General features: G+C 70.5%; 21 protein-coding genes and 1 pseudogene. 8 read left to right on the top strand and 14 right to left on the bottom strand.

Annotated features, from left to right (window positions below; all coding sequences use genetic code 11):
* Nucleotides 1–136: 136 nt before the first annotated feature.
* The 3 genes from ABXS69_RS05405 to ABXS69_RS05395 form a co-directional block, all read right to left on the bottom strand.
* Nucleotides 137–1,297 (bottom strand): SPFH domain-containing protein, encoded by a 1,161-nt coding sequence (locus tag ABXS69_RS05405; RefSeq protein WP_366179763.1) that lies wholly within the window; start codon nucleotides 1,295–1,297, stop codon nucleotides 137–139.
* A 74-nt stretch (nucleotides 1,298–1,371) separates the two neighbouring features.
* Nucleotides 1,372–1,812, bottom strand: coding sequence for an NfeD family protein (locus tag ABXS69_RS05400; RefSeq protein ID WP_366179762.1), 441 nt, complete (start codon nucleotides 1,810–1,812; stop codon nucleotides 1,372–1,374).
* A gap of 101 nt (nucleotides 1,813–1,913) precedes the next feature.
* Nucleotides 1,914–2,732: an ABC transporter ATP-binding protein gene (locus ABXS69_RS05395; RefSeq protein ID WP_366179761.1), complete on the bottom strand. Its 819-nt coding sequence runs from the start codon at nucleotides 2,730–2,732 to the stop codon at nucleotides 1,914–1,916.
* A gap of 311 nt (nucleotides 2,733–3,043) precedes the next feature.
* Here ABXS69_RS05395 and ABXS69_RS05390 point away from each other — a divergent pair, with 311 nt between their 5' ends.
* On the top strand, nucleotides 3,044–3,793 hold the full coding sequence (locus ABXS69_RS05390; RefSeq protein ID WP_366179760.1) for a hypothetical protein: 750 nt from the start codon (nucleotides 3,044–3,046) through the stop codon (nucleotides 3,791–3,793).
* Between the two features lie 58 nt (nucleotides 3,794–3,851).
* Here the strand turns inward: ABXS69_RS05390 and glgA are convergent, their stop codons facing one another.
* Nucleotides 3,852–5,081 carry a glycogen synthase gene (glgA, locus tag ABXS69_RS05385; RefSeq protein ID WP_366181541.1) on the bottom strand — a complete coding sequence of 410 codons (1,230 nt, stop codon included), beginning with the start codon at nucleotides 5,079–5,081 and terminating at the stop codon, nucleotides 3,852–3,854.
* A 220-nt stretch (nucleotides 5,082–5,301) separates the two neighbouring features.
* On the opposite strand from glgA, the gene glgC reads away from it, so the two are divergent.
* Together glgC and serB are read left to right on the top strand one after the other, a co-directional pair.
* Nucleotides 5,302–6,546: a glucose-1-phosphate adenylyltransferase gene (gene glgC, locus ABXS69_RS05380; protein WP_366181490.1), complete on the top strand. Its 1,245-nt coding sequence runs from the start codon at nucleotides 5,302–5,304 to the stop codon at nucleotides 6,544–6,546.
* A 108-nt stretch (nucleotides 6,547–6,654) separates the two neighbouring features.
* On the top strand, nucleotides 6,655–7,269 hold the full coding sequence (serB, locus tag ABXS69_RS05375) for a phosphoserine phosphatase SerB (RefSeq protein WP_366181540.1): 615 nt from the start codon (nucleotides 6,655–6,657) through the stop codon (nucleotides 7,267–7,269).
* Between the two features lie 922 nt (nucleotides 7,270–8,191).
* Here the strand turns inward: serB and ABXS69_RS05370 are convergent.
* From ABXS69_RS05370 to ABXS69_RS05350, 5 genes and pseudogenes are all read right to left on the bottom strand, one after another.
* The gene (locus tag ABXS69_RS05370) at nucleotides 8,192–8,530 is read right to left on the bottom strand and encodes an ATP-binding cassette domain-containing protein (protein ID WP_366181539.1); all 339 of its coding nucleotides are present in this window, start codon (nucleotides 8,528–8,530) and stop codon (nucleotides 8,192–8,194) included.
* Nucleotides 8,531–8,535: 5 nt separating this feature from the next.
* Nucleotides 8,536–9,663 (bottom strand): ABC transporter ATP-binding protein, encoded by a 1,128-nt coding sequence (locus ABXS69_RS05365; protein ID WP_366181489.1) that lies wholly within the window; start codon nucleotides 9,661–9,663, stop codon nucleotides 8,536–8,538.
* 598 nt (nucleotides 9,664–10,261) lie between these two features.
* Entirely contained in the window at nucleotides 10,262–10,795 is a 534-nt protein-coding gene (locus ABXS69_RS05360) for a histidine phosphatase family protein (RefSeq protein WP_366181488.1), read from the bottom strand.
* 66 nt (nucleotides 10,796–10,861) lie between these two features.
* Entirely contained in the window at nucleotides 10,862–11,203 is a 342-nt protein-coding gene (locus ABXS69_RS05355; protein ID WP_366181487.1) for an SDR family oxidoreductase, read from the bottom strand.
* 235 nt (nucleotides 11,204–11,438) lie between these two features.
* Nucleotides 11,439–11,651: pseudogene (locus ABXS69_RS05350) on the bottom strand (SDR family oxidoreductase); the annotation flags it as partial.
* 156 nt (nucleotides 11,652–11,807) lie between these two features.
* On the opposite strand from ABXS69_RS05350, the gene dusB reads away from it, so the two are divergent.
* Entirely contained in the window at nucleotides 11,808–13,076 is a 1,269-nt protein-coding gene (dusB, locus tag ABXS69_RS05345) for a tRNA dihydrouridine synthase DusB (protein ID WP_366181486.1), read from the top strand.
* On the opposite strand, the gene ABXS69_RS05340 is transcribed toward dusB, so the two are convergent.
* Both ABXS69_RS05340 and ABXS69_RS05335 read right to left on the bottom strand, forming a co-directional pair.
* Nucleotides 13,028–14,350 (bottom strand): YibE/F family protein, encoded by a 1,323-nt coding sequence (locus tag ABXS69_RS05340; protein WP_366181485.1) that lies wholly within the window; start codon nucleotides 14,348–14,350, stop codon nucleotides 13,028–13,030. The two genes, dusB and ABXS69_RS05340, sit on opposite strands and share 49 nt — an antisense overlap.
* Before the next feature lie 11 nt (nucleotides 14,351–14,361).
* Entirely contained in the window at nucleotides 14,362–15,753 is a 1,392-nt protein-coding gene (locus tag ABXS69_RS05335; RefSeq protein WP_366181484.1) for a glycine--tRNA ligase, read from the bottom strand.
* A 261-nt stretch (nucleotides 15,754–16,014) separates the two neighbouring features.
* On the opposite strand from ABXS69_RS05335, the gene ABXS69_RS05330 reads away from it, so the two are divergent.
* The 4 genes from ABXS69_RS05330 (at nucleotide 16,015) to ABXS69_RS05315 (ending at nucleotide 18,624) form a co-directional block, all read left to right on the top strand.
* Complete coding sequence (locus ABXS69_RS05330; protein WP_366181483.1) at nucleotides 16,015–16,476, top strand: Fur family transcriptional regulator; 462 nt, start codon at nucleotides 16,015–16,017, stop codon at nucleotides 16,474–16,476.
* Between the two features lie 161 nt (nucleotides 16,477–16,637).
* On the top strand, nucleotides 16,638–17,480 hold the full coding sequence (locus ABXS69_RS05325) for a glutamine amidotransferase (protein WP_366181482.1): 843 nt from the start codon (nucleotides 16,638–16,640) through the stop codon (nucleotides 17,478–17,480).
* A 12-nt stretch (nucleotides 17,481–17,492) separates the two neighbouring features.
* Nucleotides 17,493–18,488 (top strand): YbdK family carboxylate-amine ligase, encoded by a 996-nt coding sequence (locus ABXS69_RS05320; RefSeq protein WP_366181481.1) that lies wholly within the window; start codon nucleotides 17,493–17,495, stop codon nucleotides 18,486–18,488.
* Entirely contained in the window at nucleotides 18,460–18,624 is a 165-nt protein-coding gene (locus ABXS69_RS05315; RefSeq protein WP_366181480.1) for a hypothetical protein, read from the top strand. Before ABXS69_RS05320 ends, ABXS69_RS05315 begins: the two co-directional genes overlap by 29 nt.
* A gap of 19 nt (nucleotides 18,625–18,643) precedes the next feature.
* Here ABXS69_RS05315 and uppS read toward each other — a convergent pair whose 3' ends face one another.
* Genes uppS through leuA form a run of 3 tightly spaced genes read right to left on the bottom strand, consistent with a single transcriptional unit; the run spans nucleotide 18,644 to nucleotide 22,053 of the window.
* Complete coding sequence (uppS, locus tag ABXS69_RS05310; protein WP_366181479.1) at nucleotides 18,644–19,462, bottom strand: polyprenyl diphosphate synthase; 819 nt, start codon at nucleotides 19,460–19,462, stop codon at nucleotides 18,644–18,646.
* Nucleotide 19,463: 1 nt separating this feature from the next.
* A complete protein-coding gene (gene recO / locus ABXS69_RS05305; protein ID WP_366181478.1) occupies nucleotides 19,464–20,210 on the bottom strand; it encodes a DNA repair protein RecO in 747 nt (248 codons plus the stop codon).
* Between the two features lie 52 nt (nucleotides 20,211–20,262).
* The gene (gene leuA / locus ABXS69_RS05300) at nucleotides 20,263–22,053 is read right to left on the bottom strand and encodes a 2-isopropylmalate synthase (protein WP_366181477.1); all 1,791 of its coding nucleotides are present in this window, start codon (nucleotides 22,051–22,053) and stop codon (nucleotides 20,263–20,265) included.
* Nucleotides 22,054–22,066 lie beyond the last annotated feature (13 nt).

The following is a 22,066-nucleotide window of genomic DNA, read 5'->3' as shown; positions in this document are numbered from 1 at the left end:
CCCCTGGCGGAGGGGGCGGCAGGAGGCGGGATCGAGGGGAGAGCGTGAGAGGACGGGCAGCACAACGGGGAGACTAGGACGGCCGGTCGGCCGATTCCATGTCTCCCCGTTGCGCCGGTGGATTTTGGGACGCGACTCACCCTTGCCGCGGGGGCTCGGGCTCCTGGCGGTGCGCGCCGCCACGCGACGGCGGGAAGGAGGGGGCCGCCGGGCTGGCCCCACCGTTGGACTGCGGCGCCTCGGCCGCCTCCTGCGAGGCGGAGGCCGCCTCGCCGCGGGCCTGCGCCAGGGCCTCCTCGGGGGTCTGCAGGCTCGTGGCGGCCAGGTCGGAGGCGATGTCGAGACCGGTCTCCATGCCCGCCAGATCCACCTGGACCTCACCGGAGTCACCGGCGTCGGCGAAGGCGGCCGATGGGCCGTCGGCGCCCTTTCCGCCCAGCGCGCTGGCGATGCCGTTGAGAGCCGCGGTGAACTCCGTGGGCACCACCCACATCTTGGAGGACTGCCCGTTGGCGATCTTGGGCAGCGTTTGCAGGTACTGGTAGGCCAGCAGCTTGGGGTCGGCGTTGCCGCGGTGGATGGCGTCGAAGACCTGGAGGATGGCGCGGGACTCACCCTGGGCCTTGAGGATCGCGGACTGGGCCTGGCCCTCGGCCCGCAGGATCGCGGACTGCTTATCGCCCTCGGCCGTGAGGATCTGGGACTGCTTGACGCCCTCGGCCGTGAGGATGGCGGCGCGGCGGTCGCGCTCGGCGCGCATCTGCTGCTCCATGGCGCCCTGGATGGAGGCGGGCGGGTCGATGGACTTCAGCTCCACGTTGCCCACGCGGATGCCCCAGCGGCCGGTGGCCTGGTCGAGGACGCCGCGCAGCTGGCCGTTGATCTGGTCGCGGCTGGTCAGCGTCTGCTCCAGGTCCATGGCGCCGATGACGTTGCGCAGCGTGGTGACGGTGAGCTGCTCGATCGCCTGGAGGTAGTTGGAGATCTCGTAGGTGGCGCGCTTGGGGTCGTTGACCTGGTAGTAGATGACCGAGTCGATGGACACCACGAGGTTGTCGGAGGTGATGACCGGCTGCGGCGGGAAGGACACGACCTGCTCGCGCAGGTCCACGGTGGTGCGCACGCGGTCCACGAAGGGCACCAGGAGGTGCATTCCCGCGCCGTACTCGGCCTGGAACTTGCCCAGGCGCTCGACGATGATCGCGTACGACTGGGGCACGATCCTCACTGCGCGCACGATCGCCACGAGGACGAGCAGGAGGAAAAGGCCGAGGATGACGAGGATGACGTGGTCCATATCAGCTCCTTGATCCGTAGGTATGGGTATGGGGCCGCCGCGCGAGGGCGGTCAGGGCCCGGGGCGGATGATGGTCAGTCGGTGGGGGCGACGATGGCGGTCGCGCCGTCGATCGACAGGACGGTGATGGGGGTGCCGGGATCGAGGCGCGCACCGCTCCCCTGGCCCTCGGCCAGGCGGGCGCTCCACTCCGCGCCCCCCAGGATGACGCGCCCGCCCAGGGAGTCCACGGCGGTCAAGGCGCGCCCGGCGGAGCCGACGATGGCGTCGGCGTTGGTGCGCATCTTGGGCGCGGAGGAGGAGATGCGGCGCTTGAGGGCCGGGCGGACGGCGAGGAGCAGCAGGCTGGCGACCCCGGCAGCCACGATGACCTGCAGCCACAGCGGCGCGCCCAGGAGGGAGGCGATCATGCCGCCGAGCGCGCCCCCTGCGAGCATGAGGAAGGTGAGATCGGCCGAGAGGGTCTCGACGATGGCCAGGATGAGGGCGGCGCCGAGCCACCAGATCCATTCCATGGCGCCCTCGCTTTCTGCCCGATGGGACCAGGCCGTGGTTGATGAGTGGGACGGGGACGGGGCCTGAGGGGCCGATCACCCGGACCGGAACCGGGCCCGGCTCAGGCCTGGTGATCACCGGGGCGGACGGCGGGGCCGCTGATCCCGCGGGCGGCGAACCGCCCGCGGTCCCGGGTGATCTCCAAGGGCAGGCCGAAGGTGGCCGACATGGTCGAGCTGGTAAGGACCTCGCCGAGGGCCCCAGCGCCCACGGCCCGCCCGCCGCGCAGGGCGAGGGCGTGGGTGAAGCCCACCGGGATCTCCTCCAGGTGGTGGGTGACCATGACCATCGTCGGGGAGGAGGGGGTGGCCACGATCTGGCTGAGCGCTCCCAGCAGCTGCTCGCGCCCGGCGACGTCGAGCCCCGAGGCGGGCTCGTCGAGGATGAGGAGCTCGGGGTCGGGCATGAGGGCGCGAGCGATCTCCACGCGCTTGCGCTCGCCGGAGGACAGGCTCGCCCAGGGGCGCTCGATGAGCGCGCCCGAGCCGAGCGCCGTGAGCAGCGCGGTGGCGCGCTCGGTGTCCTTGTCCTCGTACTCCTCCCGCCAGACGCCGATGCGGCCGTAGGAGGCCGACAGGACGATATCGAGCACGCGGTCGCCCGCCTGGAAGGTGGAGGCCATCGCCGATGAGCTCAGCCCGATGCGGGGGTGGAGCTCGGAGATGTCCACCCTGCCCAGGCGCCGCCCCAGGACCTCCACGGCCCCCGAGGAGGGGAAGAGACGGGCGGCGGCCATGCGGGCGGCCGTCGTCTTGCCGGCGCCGTTGGGCCCGAGGACCACCCAGTGCTGGCCCTCGTCGACCCTCCAGGAGAGGCGGTCGAGGATCTGCGTGCTCCCGCGGTGCAGGGAGACGTCGTCGAGGAGAAGAACGCGGGTCATGAGACAACCCTATCCCGCCCGCGTGACCTGAGTCGCAAGCACTCGCGCGGAATCCTCCCCTCTTCGATCGAGACCGGTCGAAAACAGCGCCGAGACCGGTCGATATGACGATCGAGACCGGTCAAGAACCGCATCGGGGCCGGCCCGGCGCGCCGGCGGAGAGCCCCTCGGCGGAGGGCGTCGGCGCCTCCAGGGGGCGCCGCTGCGGTGAGGACGCCGGTCCAGCGGGGGCGGGGTACCGGTGTTTTACGTCCCCGCGGCGCGGTGCGTCCTCGCAATCGCAGCGCTCCCAACGGTTTAGGGTGCGCGGCGTGACCGACCTCGACCTCCGCCCCTCGATCCTGCTCGCCCTGTGGCTGCCTGTACCCTCCTCGCGCGGCGCCGCCGTCGTCGAGGGCGCAGACGGCGCCCACACGGTCGCCGATCCGGAGCTCGGCGGCGAGGTGCCCCTGCTGGAGTGGATGACCCTGGCGGGACGGCCCGAGCGGGTGGCGGCGGTCCTCCCCAGCCCCTCCGATCCCCTGCCAGGGCTGGGCTCGGCGCTCGACGCCGGTGAGGCGGTGCTGCTGCGGACCGCGGCGGGGCGAGGCGGCCCGCATGAGGCCCGGACGTGCCTGCTCGTCCCCGAGCCGTCAGGAACGAGCGCGGTGTGGCGCCTCGTCGATCTGGGCGCTGGGCCCACGGGTCCCGGTCCGGCGGTGCCTCCCTTCGATGCCGCGCACGCGCGCGCCCAGGTTCATGCGGCGACGGAGGAGGCCATCGAGGCGCTCACCGAGCTGGACCTGGCCCGGGAGCGCCCCGGGCTGGCCGACGATCTGACGGATCTCATCACCGCCGTCGCCGACCCGCGCCTCCTGCCACCGGGGATGGGCCAGCGGCGCCGCGAGTTCCTGGAGCGCTCGCTGCGCCTGCTGGGCGTCTGCGAGATCGCGCTGGACGACGACGGCGCCGCGGCGACGGCGCTCCAGGCGGAGCAGAGGGCGCGGGTGCTGCGACCTCTGCGGGACACCGCGCGCCGCGGCGTGGCCGCGGCGACGGACTGGTGGGCCGCGGCGCGCTGAGGGCGCCCCGGCAGGCCCAGGACCCGCGCGAGACCGAGGCGGGACCGCTATCGAGGGCTCAGCCGCGGTCGAGCACCCAGCGGTAGACCCCCATCGTGCGCTGGGCGATCGCCTCCCAGGAGAAGTGCCGCTCCACGCGGGCGCGGGCCGCCCGGCCCATGCGCCGGGCCAGGGCCTCATCCATGACGAGCGAGGTGAGGCGCTCGGCGAGGTCGTGGATGAAGGTCTCGGGCCCCACGGGGGTCCCGGTTCCGTCGGTGACCTGCTCGATGGGCACGAGGAGGCCGGTCTCGCCGTCGACGATGACATCCGGGATGCCACCCGTGGCCGAGCCGACGACGGGCAGCCCGCAGGCCATGGCCTCGAGGTTGACGATGCCCAGGGGCTCGTAGACGCTCGGGCACACGAAGACGTCGGAGGCGGACAGGACGGCGATAAGCTCGGGCCGCGGCAGCATCTCCTCGATCCACACCACGCCGGTGCGCTTCTCACGCAGCCCCGCCACGAGGCCCTCGACCTCCGCCTTGATCTCCGCGGTGTCAGGGGCGCCGGCGCACAGGACGACCTGGACCTCGGCGGGCAGGAGCTCGCAGGCGCGCAGCAGGTAGGGCAGGCCCTTCTGGCGGGTGATGCGTCCGACGAACACGATGGTGGGCCGCGAGGGGTCGATGCCCAGTCGCTCCAGGGCGGCGGTGGATGCGGCATCGGCCTCGGGGCCGGTGGGGCGCTGCCAGGCGTCGAGGTCGATGCCGTTGTGGACCACCTTGACCCGCTCGGGATCGATGGCCGGGTAGGAGCGCAGGATGTCGGCGCGCATGCCGTTGGAGACGGCGATGACGCCGGCGGCGGCCTCGTAGGCGGTGCGCTCAGCCCAGGAGGACAGGGCGTAGCCGCCTCCCAGCTGCTCGGCCTTCCAGGGGCGCAGGGGCTCCAGGGAGTGCGCGGAGATGACGTGCGGGGCGCCGTGGAGGAGGGAGGCGAGGTGGCCGGCGAGGTTGGCGTACCAGGTGTGGGAGTGGACGATGTCGGCGCCCTCGCAGCCGGCGGCGATCTCCAGGTCGACGCCGAAGGTGCGCAGCGCCGCGTTCGCCCCATCCAGCTCCGCGATCTCCGGGTAGCCCGTGACGCCGTCGTCGGCCCCCTCGCCGCCCGGCTCGCGGGGGCCCCCGAAGGCGTGGACGCGCACGTCGGCCAGGGGCCGCAGCACGCGCGCGAGCTCGTTGACGTGGACGCCAGCGCCTCCATAGATGAACGGCGGGTACTCCTTGGTGAGCAGGTCGACTCTCAGTGACGCCATGTGCCTGTGCCTCCTCGGCTGCGCGTTCGGGGCCGCCCTGCGAGCCAGGGCGCCGTCGGCCGTGATGCGGGCCTCAGCGCAACGGTAGCGGGACCGGGCGGCGCGCCGCCGGGGTTTCAGCCCTTGTCCAGCGCCTCGTGACGGGCTCAGGCGCCGACCCGCATCCCCAAATCGGTCGCATAAGTGGCCTCGATCACCGTAAGGTGGCCCCATGGCTTCCCCTCGTGTCCTCGCAATCATCCTCGCCGGCGGTGAAGGCAAGCGCCTGATGCCCCTGACCGTCGATCGGGCCAAGCCCGCCGTGCCCTTCGGCGGGATCTACCGGCTCATCGACTTCTCCCTGTCCAACATGATCAACAGCGGCTTCCTCAAGGTCGTCGTGCTGACCCAGTACAAGTCGCACTCGCTGGACCGCCACATCGCCAAGACCTGGCGCCTGTCCAACATGCTGGGCAACTACATCGCGCCCGTGCCCGCGCAGCAGCGCGTGGGCAAGCACTGGTTCCTCGGCTCGGCGGACGCGATCTACCAGTCCCTCAACCTGCTCGACGACGAGCGGCCGGACTACGTGGTGATCACCGGCGCCGACAACATCTACCGCATGGACTTCTCCCAGATGCTGGAGCACCACATCGCCTCCGGGCTGCCCTGCACCGTCGCGGGCATCCGCCAGCCCCGGTCCCTGGCGGACCAGTTCGGCGTCATCGAGTCCGACCCGGACAACCGGGGCGCCATCAAGGCCTTCGTGGAGAAGCCGAAGGACACCCCCGGGCTGCCCGACTCCCCCGACGAGATCCTCGCCTCGATGGGGAACTACATCATGAACGCCGACGCCCTCCTGGAGGCCGTGACCGCGGACGCCGCCGACGAGTCCTCCAAGCACGACATGGGCGGCAACATCGTGCCGTGGTTCGTCTCCCGGGGCGCGGCCGGCGTCTACGACTTCAAGGACAACGACGTCCCCGGCGCGAGCGAGCGCGACCGCAGCTACTGGCGCGACGTCGGGACGGTGGACGCCTTCTACGAGGCCCACCAGGACCTCATCAGCGTCAGCCCCGTGTTCAACCTGTACAACGACCGCTGGCCCCTGTTCGCCGGCTACGACGCCTCGATGCCCCCGGCGAAGTTCGTCTACGGGCACCACGAGCGCCTGGGGCACGCCGTCGACTCGATCGTCTCACCCGGCGTCATCATCTCCGGTGGTGAGGTGATCTCCTCGGTGCTCTCGCCGTCGGTGCGAGTTAACTCGTGGTCCTCGGTGCGCTCGTCGGTGGTCATGGATGGCGCGCAGATCGGGCGGAACACAGTGGTCAACCGCGCGATCCTCGACAAGCACGTGGTGATCGAGGAGGGCGCGATGGTCGGCATCGATCGCGAGCACGACCTCGAGCGCGGCTTCACCGTCACCGAGTCCGGCATCACCGTGGTCCCCAAGGGCAAGGTTGTCACGCGCTGAGGCGCGCCTCGGGGCCGGCCGATCCCAGGCCGTCCCCGGGGGCGCGCTCCGCGAGGGGCCGGGCGGCATGGACGACGTCGTTGGGAGCGGTGCGAGCCAGGGCCGGGCCTGCTGGTGATGGACGTGGACTCCACGCTCATCGAGCAGGAGGTCATCGAGCTCATCGCCGAGCGGGCGGGGACTCGCGAGGAGGTCGCCGCCGTCACTGAGCGAGCGATGCGCGGCGAGCTGGACTTCGCGGCCTCGCTGCGCGAGCGGGTGGCGACGCTGGTGGGTGTGCCGGAGACCGTGTTTGCCGAGGTCCTGGCCGAGGTGCGCCTGACGCGCGGGGCGGAGGGCCTCATCGCGGGCCTGCGTGAGCGGGGCTGCGCCGTGGGCGTGGTCTCAGGGGGCTTCGAGGAGGTCGTCCTGCCCCTGGCCGAGCGCCTGGGGATCGACCATGTGGCCGCCAACCGGCTGGAGGTCGCAGATGGGCGCCTCACCGGGCGGGTCCTGGGGAGGATCGTGGACCGACGGGCGAAGGAGGCCTGCCTGCGCCAGTGGGCGGCTGAGCGCTCGGTGCCGATGGAGCGCACGGTGGCGGTGGGCGACGGCGCCAATGATCTCGACATGATCCACGCGGCGGGTCTCGGCATCGCATTCTGCGCCAAGCCGGTGGTCCGCGAGCAGGCCCCGGCGCGGATCGACGAGCGCGACCTGCGCCTGGTGCTCGACCTCCTCTAGCCACACCGCCCCCCCCTTTTCGCGAGACCGGTCGTTGTTACGAGCGAGACCGGTTCGCTGTCCGCTGGGTGGGGCTGGTGGGGTGGGTTTTCCACAGATTTGTGGTGGGATCTTGCGCTGGGGATGGACGGGGTTCCAGGGTCGGGGTCCGACGACGATGCCGCCGTCGTCGTCTGGGGCCGACCTGGGGCCTCTCGCCCCTCCCTGGTTCAGACCGTATCGGCCTTGGAAGGCCCCAGCGCCCATGGCCCCCTCGTCCGCTCCCTCCCTGATCCGCTCTCCCCGACCCGCAGCGCTTCGACGACGCCGCGCTGCCCTCGTCCGCCCGGCCGGCGCCGTCGGCTCCTCGCAGCGCTGATGAAGCGGTGGGCGCGCCCGATCGCCCTGGCCCTGTTGGCCTGCGCCAAGGCTCCCGCCCCGCCCGAGGCCAGCGGGGCCCCCGCCCACCCAACTGGCGGCCGCAGGCCCTGCGCTGACCACCGACACGCTCGACGGTGGTGAGGGAGTGGGCGCAGGTGCCGGGCGACACGGTGGGGCTCCCATCGACGCGTGAGCCGCAGGGAAGCAATTCATCAAGGCCGGACGACACCTACCCTCAGGCATCAGGAGCGCGTTAGCGCGGACCATGAAGGCCTTTAATGGGCCATGAGTGCGGTCACCCATATCCTGCCGGAGGCTTCCGCCTGCCCACGAACCCGTTCACGGCCTTCCGAGGACCCAGGACTGGGCACGAGCACGCCCCCGTCCCTCTGCGACATCAAATCCTTCGCCGCATCCGAGATGATCCACCTCCTTCGCGATGACCGACAGATCCTACAGGCATCCCAGCGACCCTCAAGAACAATTCCAAGACGGGCAGCGGTACCATGACGCCCCCCCACCACGCCGTATGCACTATTTCCAGCAGAACCGACCAACAACCCTACAGGGTCTGGGCGCCGTACATATCGCGATAATGCGCACAGTCTTCCATTAGGTCCGCGTGCGCACCAACGCCAACGACCGCGCCATCATCGATGATGATGATCCTGTCCGCATGAGCCACTGTGGCAAATCTATGCGAGACGAGCACGACCGTCGTCTCATCCCCAAGCGCAGCCATGGCCTCGAAAAGTATCTTCTCCGAGACCGCGTCCACGGATGCGGTCGGCTCGTCAAGGACCAACAGGCGAGGCCGCTTCACCAAGGCTCTCGCAGCCGCAATCCGCTGCCATTGCCCGATAGACGGTTGATGGCCTCCCTCAAAATGCCGTCCCAGCATCGTGCTCAATCCCTCAGGAAGGGACATAGCCATTCTCTCAGCCCGACCGCCTCAAGAGAGTCCCAGAGCCGCTCATCATCAGCGGTGCCGCGATCTCGCGGATAGCCGTATTCGATATTGTCTCGCAACGACCTCTCATATTTGATGAAATCTTGGAAGAGAGCGGAGGACCATGAGTATAAATACTCTCGCGACAGCTCCCCGATGGGGCGGCCATCGACAAAAATTTCCGCTTCGTCCGGCTCATAGAACCTTAGCAGTAATTTACATATCGTTGATTTGCCGCAACCGTTGACTCCAACAAAAGCGGTGATGCTGCCGCTGTCGATCGAAAAGGAGACATCATTCAATGCGAGAACATCAGTCCCGGGGTATCGGAAGCTCACATGACGAAATTCCACCGAACCGCCGCGCTCACCGGAAGGTCCTCGGAACGCGCCTTCAGCGATACAGACGGGTTGCGTATCGACCAATGCCGCCCAATTTGACACGTAAAGAAGATGCTGATAAATGCCTGTGAAGCCGATGAACGCCGCGAGCACCAGTGGGCCGACCTGAGTAGTAGCCGAAATGAATCCCGCAAGCTCGCCCACTCTATTATGCGCCCCGGCGATAATTGCCGCGTAAACCATCGCGCCGAAGCTGGCGAGCACAGAGACCACTCCAAGCCCTCCGGCTTGAAGGAGGGTGAAACGCGCCAGGCCGATATCTTGCTGCAAGAAATTTTTCTTAATCAAGGAATACGAGTTAGCGAACAGTTCGTCCAGGCGGAACAGGCGAGTCTCCTTCTTGGCGCTATCCGACATGAGCAAGCCGCGGAAGTATCCCGCCAGCCTGGCCTTCGTGGCACGCTCGTACTCGATATCATAAGCCCTCGTTTGCACGCGAAAAGTGGCGATGCATCCAGGGATAGGGGCGACAAGAAGTATCGATGCTATAACGGGGCTCCATTGCCAGAGCGCCGCACATATACTCAGCAGCGACAGCAGCGATTGGATCGCGGATCTCGGCGTATCAAACAAGCCGTAGACATGCTCGCCCGTCGATTCATTCACACGCTGGATAATGTCATACGTTTTTGAGGATTCAAAATTTTGAACCTCCATGTCCCCCAATCGTTGAACCGCATCCATCTCTATGTCATACGACAGCCTTAAAGTTAAGGCATCTCCAAGGAATTTGATTATGTTCTCGAGAACATATTTTATGAAGACAATCACTCCGAACACGACGGCCCAAACGAGGTACCCCTATCACCGGCGCTGTCCACGACTGACGATACGAGAACTCCGACCGCATACACTTGCGCCCCAGGGAGAATACCGGACACTATCGACAATATTCCGATCACGGCAAAGCGGCGACGCGCACTCCCGTCAATTCGACTCCAAGCGATGCTCATTGTCCGCGACAAGGGAGCCGCCCCGCGCATCAATTGCCGTGACTCAAGCTCAGTCTCCACAGCAATCATCTCCTTTCCAGATAGGTGCCTCGACGGATTTTCTCCTCAGCACCCATAGAACATCGCGCTCAAACACCTCGTTCGCTGCTGTCGGTCTCGCACCTCTTGACCAAGACCTGGAGCGCCGCAGACTAAGCATCCAGCTCATCACCACTCCTCTTGATCACTCCCTTGGAACGAGCAGGCCCCCAGCGCGCCTCCACAGGCGCGCTGCCGATCCCCTCGACGCCTCTTCGCGGGCCCCTTCCCCGGAGCGCTCATGACGGCGACTAATGATCGGGGGTGAGGAGCTCGATGACCTCGGCGGCGCCGCCGGTGAGGGCGTTCCAGGGCGATTCAACCCGCAGCACGGCAGCATTGGCGGTCGACATGCCGTAGGAGACCCGCCGCCCGAGGTCGCTCGCTCCCCCATCGAGATAGGCGGCGAGCTCGGAGGTCGTCGGCTCATGCCCCACCACGATCACCGTGCGCGCGCCCGGCCCCGCCTCCCGCACCAGGTTGAGCACCGCCCGGGCTCCCCCGAAGTACACGTCCTCCTCCACGAGGGTCCGCCCCGGGGACAGCCTCTCGACGATCGGCTGAGAGGTCTGCCGCGCGCGCTCCGCGGGCGAGACGATGAGCAGGTCCGCGCTGCCCACCCTGGCGGCAAGAACCGCCGCCAGGGCCCGGGCCTGCGCCGCGCCGGAGCCGGACAGCGGCCGCTCGATATCCGTGGGCGCCGCGGCGGCGCGCGCGTGGCGGATGAGGACGAGCGTGCGGTTCTCAGCGCCAGCGGCAGCGGGGCCGGGAGCGGTCTCAGTCATGGGTCCTCCTCGCGGATTGAGAGCATGCGGATCAGTGGCAGGCGCGCCGCCGGACGGCACCCGCGATCACAGGGCCGCCCCGCCGTCGGCGTGGATCACGGCCCCGGTGGTCGCGGGCATCCAGTCGGACAGGAGGGCGACGGCGGTGCGCGCCACCGGCGAGGCGTCATTGGGGTCCCAGCCGAGCGGGGCGGCCGCCCCCCAGTCGCCCACGAGATCATCGAAACCGGGGATCGCGGAGGCCGCCGTCGTGCGCAGCGGCCCCGCGGACAGGGCATTGACCCGCGCGCCCCGGGGGCCGAGCTCGACGGCGAGAGCCCTCACCGAGGCCTCGAGGGCGGCCTTGAGCGGTCCCATCCAGCCGTAGCCGGGATAGACGCGGGAGGTGTCGAAGGTGAGGGCGAGCACCGAGCTTCCCCCGCCCCAGCAGAGGCGCCGTCGCCTCGACGAGCGCGGGGAGGGACGCGGCGGAGACGATGAAGGCGTCGCGGAGCGCCGCCATGCGCGTCTCCCCCGCTACCTCGAGGCGCTCCCGCATCCGCTCGCCGTCGTCGGCCGTCCCAACGCCCGCGGGCGGCGCGGGCAGAACCGTTCCGAGGAGGTCGTGGCTGGCGCGGGCGATCGAGTGGACGACGCCGTCGAGCTGGTCCACGCCGATTCGGTCCAGCTCCTCCGGGAGGGCTGCCAGGGACGCGGGGTTGGCCGCATCGAGCCCCACCACCGGCTCAGTCAGGCCCTGCAGCGCGGCGACGGACTCCGTGAGGACCCGGGTGCGAGGGTGCGTGGTGAGGACGACGCGTGCGCCCTGCCCGGCGGCGGCGTGGGCCACGGAGGCGGCGATCGAGGAGGGGCGCATCACCCCGGTGATGAGGATCGTGCGCCCCCGCAGCAGCCCGGGGGGAGCGCCCGGGCCCGGATCCATGGCCCCTCCCGGGCCCGTCGCAGCCGTCACAGGCACAGCCTACGGGGTGGCGCCGTCCCCGGGGCGGTGACTCCGTGCCAGCATGAGCGCGTGTCCACCCCTTCGCACTCCCCCGCCCCACTGCGCCTGGGACCCATCGAGGTGCCCATGCCCGTGGTCCTCGCGCCGATGGCGGGCGTCACGAACGCCTCCTTCCGCCGGCTGTGCCGCCAGGCCGCCGAATCCGCGCTCCCCGAGGCCGCACGCCCCACCGCCCCGGGACCGGTCCCCGCCGACGACGGCGGCCTGCGGGCGCCCGCAGGCCTGTACGTCACGGAGATGGTCACCACCCGGGCCCTCGTGGAGCGCAACGAGAAGACCCTCGCCATGGTGCGCACCGACCCCGCCGAGCGGGTCCGCTCGATCCAGCTCTACGGCGTCGACCCCGTCGTCGCGGGCAAGGCCGTGCGCATCCTCGTCGAGGAGGACCTCGCCGACCACATCGACCTCAACTTCGGCTGCCCCGTACCCAAGGTGACCCGCAAGGGCGGGGGCGCCGCCCTGCCGTGGAAGCGGGACCTGCTCGCCGCGATCCTGCGCGAGTGCGTGAGCGCCGCGGAGAGCGCCGCCCGGGCCGCCCACCGCTCACGGGAGGTGCCGGTGACGATGAAGATGCGCGTGGGGATCGACGAGTCCCACGAGACCTTCCTCGACGCCGCCCGCGCGGCCGAGCGCGCCGGCATCGCCGCCGTCGCCCTGCACGCGCGCACCGCCCGGCAGCACTACTCGGGTCAGGCCGACTGGTCCCGCATCGCCGAGCTCAAGGAGTCCACGCGCTTGCCGGTTCTAGGCAACGGGGACATCTGGGTGGGTGATGACGCCGTTCGCATGATGGCCGCCACCGGCTGCGACGGCGTGGTCGTGGGGCGCGGCTGTCAGGGGCGCCCGTGGCTCTTCGCCGATATCGTCGCCGCCATGCGCGGCGGGGCCTCCCGCGCGCGCCCGGATCTCGACGCCGTCATCGCCGTGATCCGCGAGCACGCGCGGCTGCTGGCCGATGAGATGGGCGAGGACCGGGGCGTGCGCGACCTGCGCAAGCACGTGGGCTGGTACCTCAAGGGCTACCCGGTGGGCGGGGCGGCCCGCAACGCCCTCATGCGCGTGGGGTCACTGGCCGAGCTCGACGCGGCCCTGGGGGTCATGCGCTCGCATCTCCCCGTCCAGGTGCCCTACCCCGGCGAGGCCGTCGAGGGGCCCCGTGGTCGCGCGGGCCATCCGAAGCGCCCCCACCTGCCCAACGGCTGGCTGGACTCCCCCGTGCTCGACGCCGATCAGGCCGAGCTGCTGGGCGAGGCCGAGTCGGACGTCTCGGGGGGCTGAGCCTCGGCGCCGGGGACGGCCGCTCCAGGGCCGATCAGGCCCCTCGCGCCGTCGGCTTCCTGTGCCCCACCGGTGCGGCACAGGATGGTAGCGATGGCCGTGGTCGCGGGGATCGCCAGGACGAGGCCGATGGAGGACACGAGCGTGCGCACGATCTCCTCGCTGATCTCCCCGCTGAGCAGCGTGTCGATCACAGAGCGGTCGATGAGGGAGGCCGCCAGGATCAGTGGGAGGGCGGTGCCCGCGTAGGCGAAGGCGAGGGTGTAGACGGTGGAGGCGATGTGGTCGCGCCCGATCCTCATGCCGCCGGTGAACAGGCGGCCCCGGGGCATGGCGGGGTTGGCGGCGTGCAGCTCCCAGACGGCCGAGGCCTGCGTGATGGTGACGTCGTTGAGGACGCCGAGCCCCGCCACCACCATTCCGCAGGTGAGCAGGGCCCGCAGGTCGAGGTGGACGCCGGCCTCGCGCACGAGCCCGTTGAGGGTGACGGCGGTGTCGTCGACGGCGCCGGTCAGGTTCGATGAGCTCGTCCCCCACAGCGCGAGCAGCACGGTGATGATGACGCCGGCGAACGTGCCGAGCAGCGCGGTGGTGGTGCGCACCGACACGCCGTGAGCCACGTAGACCGCCATGAGCATCATCGCCAGCGACCCGGTCAGGGTGACGGCCAGCGCGCTCTCCCCGGCGAGGAGCGCGGGGATCATGAAGCCCATGAGCACGGCGGTGGCCATGAGGAGCCCCAGGACACTGAGCGCGCCGCGCTTGCCGGCCACCACGAGCACGAGCACGAGGTAGACGGCCGCCAGCAGCCCGATCGGCACACCGCGCTGGTAGTCGACGAAGACGTAGGGCGTGCCGCCCGCCAGAGCCTGGGGCGTGTAGAGCACCCTCATGGAGTCACCGGGGTCGGCGACGCGGGCCGACTCGGCCGGGATGTGGACCGGCACGACGAGGCCCTTGCCGTCACCGCTGGTGATCTCGGCGCATACGGCGTCGGTGAGCAGCGAGCCGTCGGAGATCTTGCCGAGGGCCTTGGCGGAGTCCTCGCAGTCCTCCACGGAGGTGGAGGTGACCGTGGCGGTCTCCATGGAGGAGCCCTCGGCGGCGAAGGGCCGCGAGCCCGTGAGCGAGCTCTTCCCCGGCCACAGCAGCGCCAGCCCCACGAGGGTGGCCAGGACGATCGGCACGACGATGGCCGCCAGCACGATCCTCACGCGGCGCGCCTCACCCGCCGGGACGGGCGGAGCGCCGTGGTGGTGGGAGTGCCCCGGCATCCCTTGCGCCGTCAGCAGCCGGCGAGGCGCTCGGCCAGGTAGCGCTCGATGCCCTCCAGGGGCACGCGCTCCTGGACCATGGTGTCGCGCTCGCGCACCGTGACGGCCCCGTCCTCCGGGGAGTCGAAGTCGTAGGTGAGGCACAGCGGAGTGCCGATCTCGTCCTGGCGCCGGTAGCGGCGGCCCACCGCGCCGGCGTCGTCGTACTCGACGCTCCACAGGCGGCGCAGGCGCGAGGCGACGGCCTTGGCGGGGCCGGTGAGCTCCTCCTTGCGGCTCAGCGGCAGGACGGCGGCCTTGACCGGGGCCAGGCGGGGGTCGAGCTTGAGGACCACGCGGGTGTCGACGCCGCCCTTGGTGTTGGGGGCCTGGTCCTCGTGGTACGCCTCCACGAGGAAGGCCATCATGGAGCGGGTCAGGCCGGCGGCGGGCTCGATGACGTAGGGGACCCAGCGCTCATTGGTGGTCTGGTCGAAGTAGGACAGGTCCTTGCCGGAGTGCTCGGCGTGGGTGGACAGGTCGAAGTCCGTGCGGTTGGCGATGCCCTCGAGCTCGCCCCACTCCGAGCCGGAGAAGCCGAAGCGGTACTCCAGGTCGACGGTGCGCTTGGAGTAGTGGGAGAAGCTCTCGGCAGGGTGCTCGTAGAGCCTCAGGTTGTCGGGGTCGATGCCCAGGTCGATGTACCAGTCGCGCCGGTAGTCGATCCAGTACTGGTGCCACTCCTCGTCGGTTCCCGGCTCGCAGAAGAACTCCATCTCCATCTGCTCGAACTCGCGGGTGCGGAAGATGAAGTTGCCCGGGGTGATCTCGTTGCGGAAGGACTTGCCGACCTGCCCGATGCCGAAGGGGGGCTTCTTGCGGGCCGCGCTCATGACGTTGGCGAAGTTGACGAAGATGCCCTGGGCGGTCTCGGGCCGCAGGTAGTGCAGGCCAGCCTCGTCGTCGACGGGCCCGAGGTAGGTCTTGAGCAGGCCGGAGAACTCGCGGGGCTCGGTCCAACTCCCGGGCTGGCCGGTCTCGGGGTCGGGGACCTGGTCGAGCGTGACGGCGTCGGGGTCGAGGCCCTTGCGCTCGGCGTACTCCTCGATGAGCTGGTCGGCGCGGTAGCGCTTGTGGGTGTGCAGGGACTCCACGAGCGGGTCGGTGAAGGCGCCCACGTGACCGGAGGCGACCCAGGTCTGGCGGGGCAGGATGACCGAGGAGTCCAGGCCCACCACGTCGTCGCGGGAGCGGACCATCGCCAGCCACCACTGCTTCTTGATGTTCTCCTTGAGCTCGACGCCGAGCGGCCCGTAGTCCCAGGCGGAGCGCGTACCGCCGTAGATCTCACCGCAGGGGAACACGAAACCGCGGCGCTTGGCCAGGTTGATGACGCGATCGAGTGTGGAGGAGTTCTGTGCCACCGGGTCTCTCCTGAATCATTCCGTCGTTGTCCGCACCTGGATGGTGGGAACGAGTGCCGACAGTCTAAGCGCTGCGGGGCCCGGCCCCGGCGACGCCCCGCCCAGCCGGGCGGACCATCACCTATGACGCTGATTGCCGCGTGGACGCGCCCGTCGGTGAGATGATAGGGCGGCAGGTGCCGGGCGCGCTCCCCCGCCTGGCTCCTCGTACCCCTTGAGCACTGGCGCGATCGCGCCGCCGATGAGAAACGAGGCCTCGTTGTGAGCAGGACGGCGAGCGACACCCCCTCCAGGTCCATTGCCGGCTCGACGGCGGCCAGGCCCCGCGCCACGCGCCAGCGGGCCGCCGTCGCCGGGATCCTTCAGCGCACCACCGAGTTCCGCTCCGCCCAGCAGATCCACGCCGCCCTGGAGGCCGAGGGAACGAAGGTGGGGCTGGCCACGGTGTACCGCAACCTCACGGCCCTGGCGGACAGCGGCCAGGTGGACCAGGTGCGCAGCGCGGACGGCGAGATCCTCTACCGCTCCTGCGAGCGGGTGGGGCATCACCACCACATCGTGTGCCGCGGTTGCGGGCACGCCGAGGAGGTCGCCGGCGACGAGCTCGAGGCCTGGATCGAGAGGGTCAGCGCGGCCGCCGGGTTCACCCAGATGGAGCACGTGGCGGAGTTCTTCGGGCTGTGCCGGGACTGCTCGGCACGCGCCGAGGGCGACCCGGCCTGAGCGGGGCGGCGCCGGGCGGCGCGGCGCCGGGCCCTTGATCATCCCGGTCTCGCCAGGAGCGATGATCGTCGTCCTCCTCGTGGGCGGATGCGCCCTCGCGGCGCTCATCGATGCGATGATCTCTGCTGTTCGCCCCGCAACCCGCCATCAGGAGGCAGTTGATGATCGACGAGCGCCCGGGTCGATCCCCCCGCGCTGACAGACCCGCCCCCGCGCGACCCCTGCTCGTGGCCGTGTGCCGCGAGCCCGGGCCCATCGCCGACGACGAGCTCGCCACGCTCATCGAGTGGGGCGGTCTCGACCCCGAGCACGGCATCGAGACCATCCACCTCCTGGAGGCGGGCGCCCCCGAGCCCGAGGAGATCGACCTGGACCGCTACTGGGCGGTGGCGATCACGGGCTCCCCCTTCGGCATCCGCCCAGATCCGGCCCACGATTCCGCCCGTCCTCCCGCCGGGGGGCTGGCGGCGCTGGAGCGGATGCGCCGCCGCGTCGTCGCGCTGGCCAGGAGGCTCGTGGCCGAGGACCGGCCCACCCTCGCCCTGTGCTTCGGGCTCCAGGCGATCGGCCTCGCCCTGGGCGCCAGCCTCACGAGCGCTCAGGGCGAGGACCTGAGCGCGCCGCGCCTGGCGCCCACCGAGGCAGGCCTCGCCGATCCTGTCACGGCCGGGCTCCCCACGGCGCTGCGGGGCTATGTGGGGCACGCCGACTCCCTCGCCGTCGGGCCCGACGGCGCCCTCCCCGGGGGCGGGACGATCCTGCTGACCGGCACCACCTGCCAGGTGCAGATGGCTCGCTGGGGCGAGCACGTGTACGGCACCCAGTTCCACCCGGAGATCACCACCGAGGGCATGCGCATCCGCATCGCCCAGTACGGGGGCGCCTACTACCCGCCCGAGGAGCGCGCCGCCGTCATCGAGCGCTGCGACAGCGCCGACGTCACCGGCGCCAACGCCCTCATCACCGCCTTCGCCAGCCGCTACGCGCACAGCCCCACCACGTAGGAGGGACCCGCCATGTCCCTGAGATTCGCCGCCTCGGACCGCTCCACCATCGGGGTGGAGTGGGAGCTGCAGATCATCGACCCCGCGACGCTACGCCCCATGCCCTGCGCCCCGGAGATCCTCGCCGAGCTCGCGCGCGCCCACCCCGCCCATGGGCGGATCCATGCCGAGATGCTGCGCAACACCCTCGAGCTGGTGAGCAGGCCCCGGCGGACGGTCGCCGGGTGCGCCGAGGACATGGGCATCGCGCTGGACATGCTCGCGCCCATCGTCGAGGCCCATGAGGCCGTACTGGTGGGATCGGGCACGCATCCCTTCGTCCCACCGGCCAGCCAGGGTGTGTCCGAGTCCGAGCGCTACGGCGCGCTGGTGGACCGCACCCAGTACTGGGGCCGTCAGATGCTCATCTTCGGCACCCATGTGCATGTGGGGGTGGAGGATCGGGCCAAGGTCCTGCCCATCGGCGAGCACCTGCTCGCCCACCTGCCCCACCTGCAGTCGCTGGCGGCGGCCTCGCCGTTCTGGGACGGGGAGGACACCGGCTACGCGGACAACCGCGCCTGGATCTTCCGCCAGCTGCCCCACGCCGGCCTGCCGGAGTGGCCGGAGGACTGGGACGGGCTGGAGGCCCTCACGGAGTCGATGATGCGGGCGGGAGCGATCAAGAGCTTCAACGAGCTGCGCTGGGACGTGCGCCCCTCCCCCGGCTTCGGGACGATCGAGGCGAGGATCTGCGACGCCTCCTCCAACCTCCTGGAGGTGCGGGCGATCGCCGCGCTCACGCAGTGCCTCGTGGAGTCCGCCTCGCAGCGGCTCGATGAGGGGCTCTCCCTGGTCCGCCTGCCCCGCTGGTTCCTGGCGGAGAACAAGTGGCGCTCGGCCCGTTACGGGCTGGACGCGACCATCGTGACGAGCCCCGACGGCGAGCAGGCGCCCTTGCGCCGGTCCCTGAGCTCCCTCGTGACCGAGCTTCGAGCCGGTGGCGCGGCGACTGGGGTGCGTCGATGACCTTGCGCTCGTCGAGGGGATCCTCACCGGCGGCGCCGGGTACGAGCGCCAGCGGCGGGCCCACGGCGATTCCGGTCTGGGAGGCGTCGTCGAGCAGCTCATCAGTGAGATGAGGGCTGGGCGCCCGCTGCCCTGAGGCGGCGGCCGACGCGGCTCTACCGCCCGCCCTCCGCCTCGCCCGCGACGGCGTCGATCGCTCCCCCGAAACGGCGGTTCCTGGCGGCGTAGGCGACGCAGGCCCGCCACAGCTCGGCCCGATCGAACTCGGGCCAGGGCAGATCGGTGAAGTAGAGCTCGGCGTAGGCCGAGGACCACATGAGGAAGTTGGAGGTGCGCTGCTCTCCGGATGTGCGGATGAAGAGGTCGACGTCGCGCATGGCCGGGGAGTAGAGGTGACGCTGGATCGTCTTCTCCGTGACGGAACCCGGCTTGAGGCGGCCGGCGGCGATCTCCTCCCCGATGGCGCGGGCGGCGTCGGCGATCTCGGCGCGGCCTCCGTAGTTGAGGCACATGTTGAGCACCATGGTGGAGTTGCCCGCGGTGATGCGCTCGGCGCGGCGCACCTCCTTGAGGACGGACTTCCACAGCCTGGGCTCGCGTCCGACCCACCGGACCCGCACTCCCCAGGCATTGAGGTCGTCAGTCTGGGCGCGCAGGACAGTGCGGGCGAACCCCATGAGGAAGCGGACCTCGGCCGGGCTGCGCCGCCAGTTCTCCGTGGAGAAGGCGTAGACGCTCATCTCCTTGATGCCGAGCTCGACGCCACCGGCGATGACGTCCATCATGGTGGCCTCACCGACCCGGTGCCCCTCGGTGCGGGGCAGGCCCCGGCTGTTGGCCCAGCGGCCGTTGCCGTCCATGACGAGGGCGACGTGCTCGGGGAGCGCGGCCGCGGGGATCACCGGGGGAACGAGCCCATCGCGGTGCAGCGGAACGGACTCGGGCGCGGTGGTGGGATCGGGGGCGGCAGGCATATCAGGCTCTTTCGACGAGGGCGAGGGAGCGCAGGCGGCGCTCCAGGTGCCAGGTGGCGTAGGCGGAGACGAGCCCGGAGGCCTGGGCCCGATCCCGGGTGGTCGAGGCGTCGGCGAGGTTCCAGTCGCCGGACAGGAGGGCACCCATGAGCGCCATGGCGCTGGGGCCGACGGTGACGCTCCCGGCGGGCCGGCAGCCCTCGCAGGCGGCACCGCCGGCCTGGACGTGGAAGGCCGTGTGAGGCCCGGGGGCGCCGCAGATGGCGCAGTCGAAGCACGACGGCGCCCAGCCGGCCAGGGCGAGGGCGCGCAGGAGGTAGGAGTCGAGGACGAGGCCGGGGGCGTGGCGGCGCCGGGCCAGGGCGGCGAGGGCCCCGTAGAGGAGGAGGAACTGCTGGGGGGACTCACCGGTGCCGAGGTCCCCGTCGTCCTCGGTGAGGCGCTCGGCGGTCTCGGCCATGGTCTGCGCGCAGGTGAACATGGCGTAGTCGGTGGCGATGGGGCGGCTGAAGGGGTCGATGGTCTCGACCTGGGTGACGACGTCGAGGCTGCGCCCGGCATGGAGCTGGACGTCGATCATGGAGAAGGGCTCGAGGCGCGCGCCGAAGCGGGAGGTGGTGCGCCGCACACCCTTGGCGACGGCCCGGACCTGCCCGTGGTGCCGGGTGAGCATGACGATGATGCGGTCGGCCTCACCCAGCTTGTGGGTGCGCAGGACGAGGGCCTCGTCGCGGTAGAGCCTCTGCACGGGCCAGATCCTCTCACGCGCCGCGCCCCCGGGGGCCGCCCGGTGGGCGGCCTCAGCGCAGGGCGCGGTTGACGGCGGAGATGATCGCCTTGAAGGAGGCGGTCGTGATGGAGGGGTCGAGGCCGACGCCCCACAGGACCTGGCCGTCCACCTCGCACTCGACGTAGGAGGCGGCGGTGGCGTCGCGCCCCTCGGACAGGGCGTGCTCGGCGTAGTCGAGGATGCGGATGGACACGCCGGTCTGCTCCAGGGCGGAGGTGAAGGCGCCCACGGGTCCGTTGCCGGAGGCGGTGAGCAGGCGCTCCTCCCCCTCGTCGGTGAGCGTGACGGTGAGGATCGAGTCCTCATCATGGGCGGAGGTGAGCGTGGCGCCCTTGAGCTCGAAGCGCCCCCAGGCCGCGAGGTCCTCCAGTCCGTCGCGGTGGGTGACGGAATCGATGGGCAGGTACTCGTCGGCGAAGATGCGCCAGAGCAGCGCCGCGTCGACCTCCCCGCCGTAGGTGTCGGCATGGCGCTGGATGATGCGGGAGAACTCGATCTGGAGGCGGCGCGGCAGGTCCAGGTTGTGCCTGTTCTTGAGCAGGTAGGCGACCCCGCCCTTGCCGGACTGGGAGTTGACGCGCACGACGGCCTCGTAGGAGCGGCCGACGTCGTGGGGGTCGATCGGCAGGTAGGGCATGGACCAGGGCACTGCGGTCTCAGCGGCGTCGTCCTCGAGCCCCTCGGCGCGCTTGGCCTCGACGGCCCTGGCGCGCGCGGCGAAGCCCTTCTTGATGGCGTCCTGGTGGGAGCCGGAGAAGGAGGTGTAGACGAGGTCCCCGGAATAGGGCGCGCGCGGGGGGACGTCCATCTGGGTGGAGCGCTCGACGACGCGGCGCACCTCATCGATGTCGGACAGGTCGAGCATGGGGTCGATGCCCTGGCTGAAGAGGTTGAGGGCCAGGGTGACGAGGTCGACGTTGCCGGTGCGCTCGCCGTGCCCGAAGAGGCATCCCTCGACCCGCTGACCGCCCGCGAGCAGGCCGAGCTCGGCGGCGGCCACGCCCGAGCCGCGGTCGTTGTGGTTGTGCAGGGAGAGGCACACGTGCTCGCGGTGGGACAGGTGGCGGCTCACCCACTCGATCTGATCGGCGTAGACGTTGGGGGTGGCGCGCTCGACGGTGGCGGGCAGGTTGAGGATGATCTCGCGGTCCTCACCCGGCTCCCAGGCGCCCATGACGGCCTCGCAGACCTCCAGGGCGTAGTCACGCTCGGTGTCGACGAAGATCTCCGGGGAGTACTCGTAGCCGAAGATGGTGTCCTCGGTGAGGATCTTCTCGGCGCGGGCCATGACCATGCGGGTGCCGTCGACGGCGAGCTCGCGGATGTCGTCCCTGCCCATACGGAAGACGACCTCCCGGAAGAGGGGGGAGAGCGCGTTGTAGAGGTGGACGGTGGCGCGCGGGATGCCGACGCACGCGTCCAGGGTGCGGTCGATGAGGTCCTCGCGGGACTGGGTGAGGACGGAGATGGTGACGTCATCGGGGATGGCGCCGTCGTCGACGAGGCTGCGCACGAAGTCGAAGTCGGTCTGGGAGGCGGCGGGGAAGCCGACCTCGATCTCCTTGAAGCCGATGCGCACGAGCAGGTCGAAGATGGCGCGCTTGGCCTCGGGTCCCATGGGCTCGATGAGGCTCTGGTTGCCGTCGCGCAGGTCGGTGGACAGCCAGCGGGGGGCGGTGGTGAGGCGCTTGGTGGGCCAGGTCCGGTCCGGCAGGTCGGTGATAACCGTGTCCTGGAAGGGGCGGTACTTGGCGAAGGGCATTCCGGAGGGCTGCTGGGGCGCGGGGAGTGCGGTGCGCATGGGCGGGGCTCCT

The sequence above is a fragment of the Actinomyces timonensis genome, from assembly GCF_040702965.1.
Taxonomy (GTDB): domain Bacteria; phylum Actinomycetota; class Actinomycetes; order Actinomycetales; family Actinomycetaceae; genus Actinomyces; species Actinomyces timonensis_A.
Note: the sequence above shows the minus strand (reverse complement) of the source record. Positions and strands in the feature narration are given on the sequence as shown.

What these genes read in the sequence shown, in the direction of transcription:
- ABXS69_RS05405 (WP_366179763.1), bottom strand. Translation starts at nt 1,297, where the DNA reads ATGGACCACGTCATCCTCGTCATCCTCGGCCTTTTCCTCCTGCTCGTC.
- ABXS69_RS05400 (WP_366179762.1), bottom strand. Translation starts at nt 1,812, where the DNA reads ATGGAATGGATCTGGTGGCTCGGCGCCGCCCTCATCCTGGCCATCGTC.
- ABXS69_RS05395 (WP_366179761.1), bottom strand. Translation starts at nt 2,732, where the DNA reads ATGACCCGCGTTCTTCTCCTCGACGACGTCTCCCTGCACCGCGGGAGC.
- glgC (WP_366181490.1), top strand. Translation starts at nt 5,302, where the DNA reads ATGGCTTCCCCTCGTGTCCTCGCAATCATCCTCGCCGGCGGTGAAGGC.
- ABXS69_RS05370 (WP_366181539.1), bottom strand. Translation starts at nt 8,530, where the DNA reads ATGCTGGGACGGCATTTTGAGGGAGGCCATCAACCGTCTATCGGGCAA.
- ABXS69_RS05365 (WP_366181489.1), bottom strand. Translation starts at nt 9,663, where the DNA reads ATGGATGCGGTTCAACGATTGGGGGACATGGAGGTTCAAAATTTTGAA.
- ABXS69_RS05360 (WP_366181488.1), bottom strand. Translation starts at nt 10,795, where the DNA reads ATGACTGAGACCGCTCCCGGCCCCGCTGCCGCTGGCGCTGAGAACCGC.
- ABXS69_RS05340 (WP_366181485.1), bottom strand. Translation starts at nt 14,350, where the DNA reads ATGCCGGGGCACTCCCACCACCACGGCGCTCCGCCCGTCCCGGCGGGT.
- ABXS69_RS05325 (WP_366181482.1), top strand. Translation starts at nt 16,638, where the DNA reads ATGATCGACGAGCGCCCGGGTCGATCCCCCCGCGCTGACAGACCCGCC.
- ABXS69_RS05320 (WP_366181481.1), top strand. Translation starts at nt 17,493, where the DNA reads ATGTCCCTGAGATTCGCCGCCTCGGACCGCTCCACCATCGGGGTGGAG.
- uppS (WP_366181479.1), bottom strand. Translation starts at nt 19,462, where the DNA reads ATGCCTGCCGCCCCCGATCCCACCACCGCGCCCGAGTCCGTTCCGCTG.
- leuA (WP_366181477.1), bottom strand. Translation starts at nt 22,053, where the DNA reads ATGCGCACCGCACTCCCCGCGCCCCAGCAGCCCTCCGGAATGCCCTTC.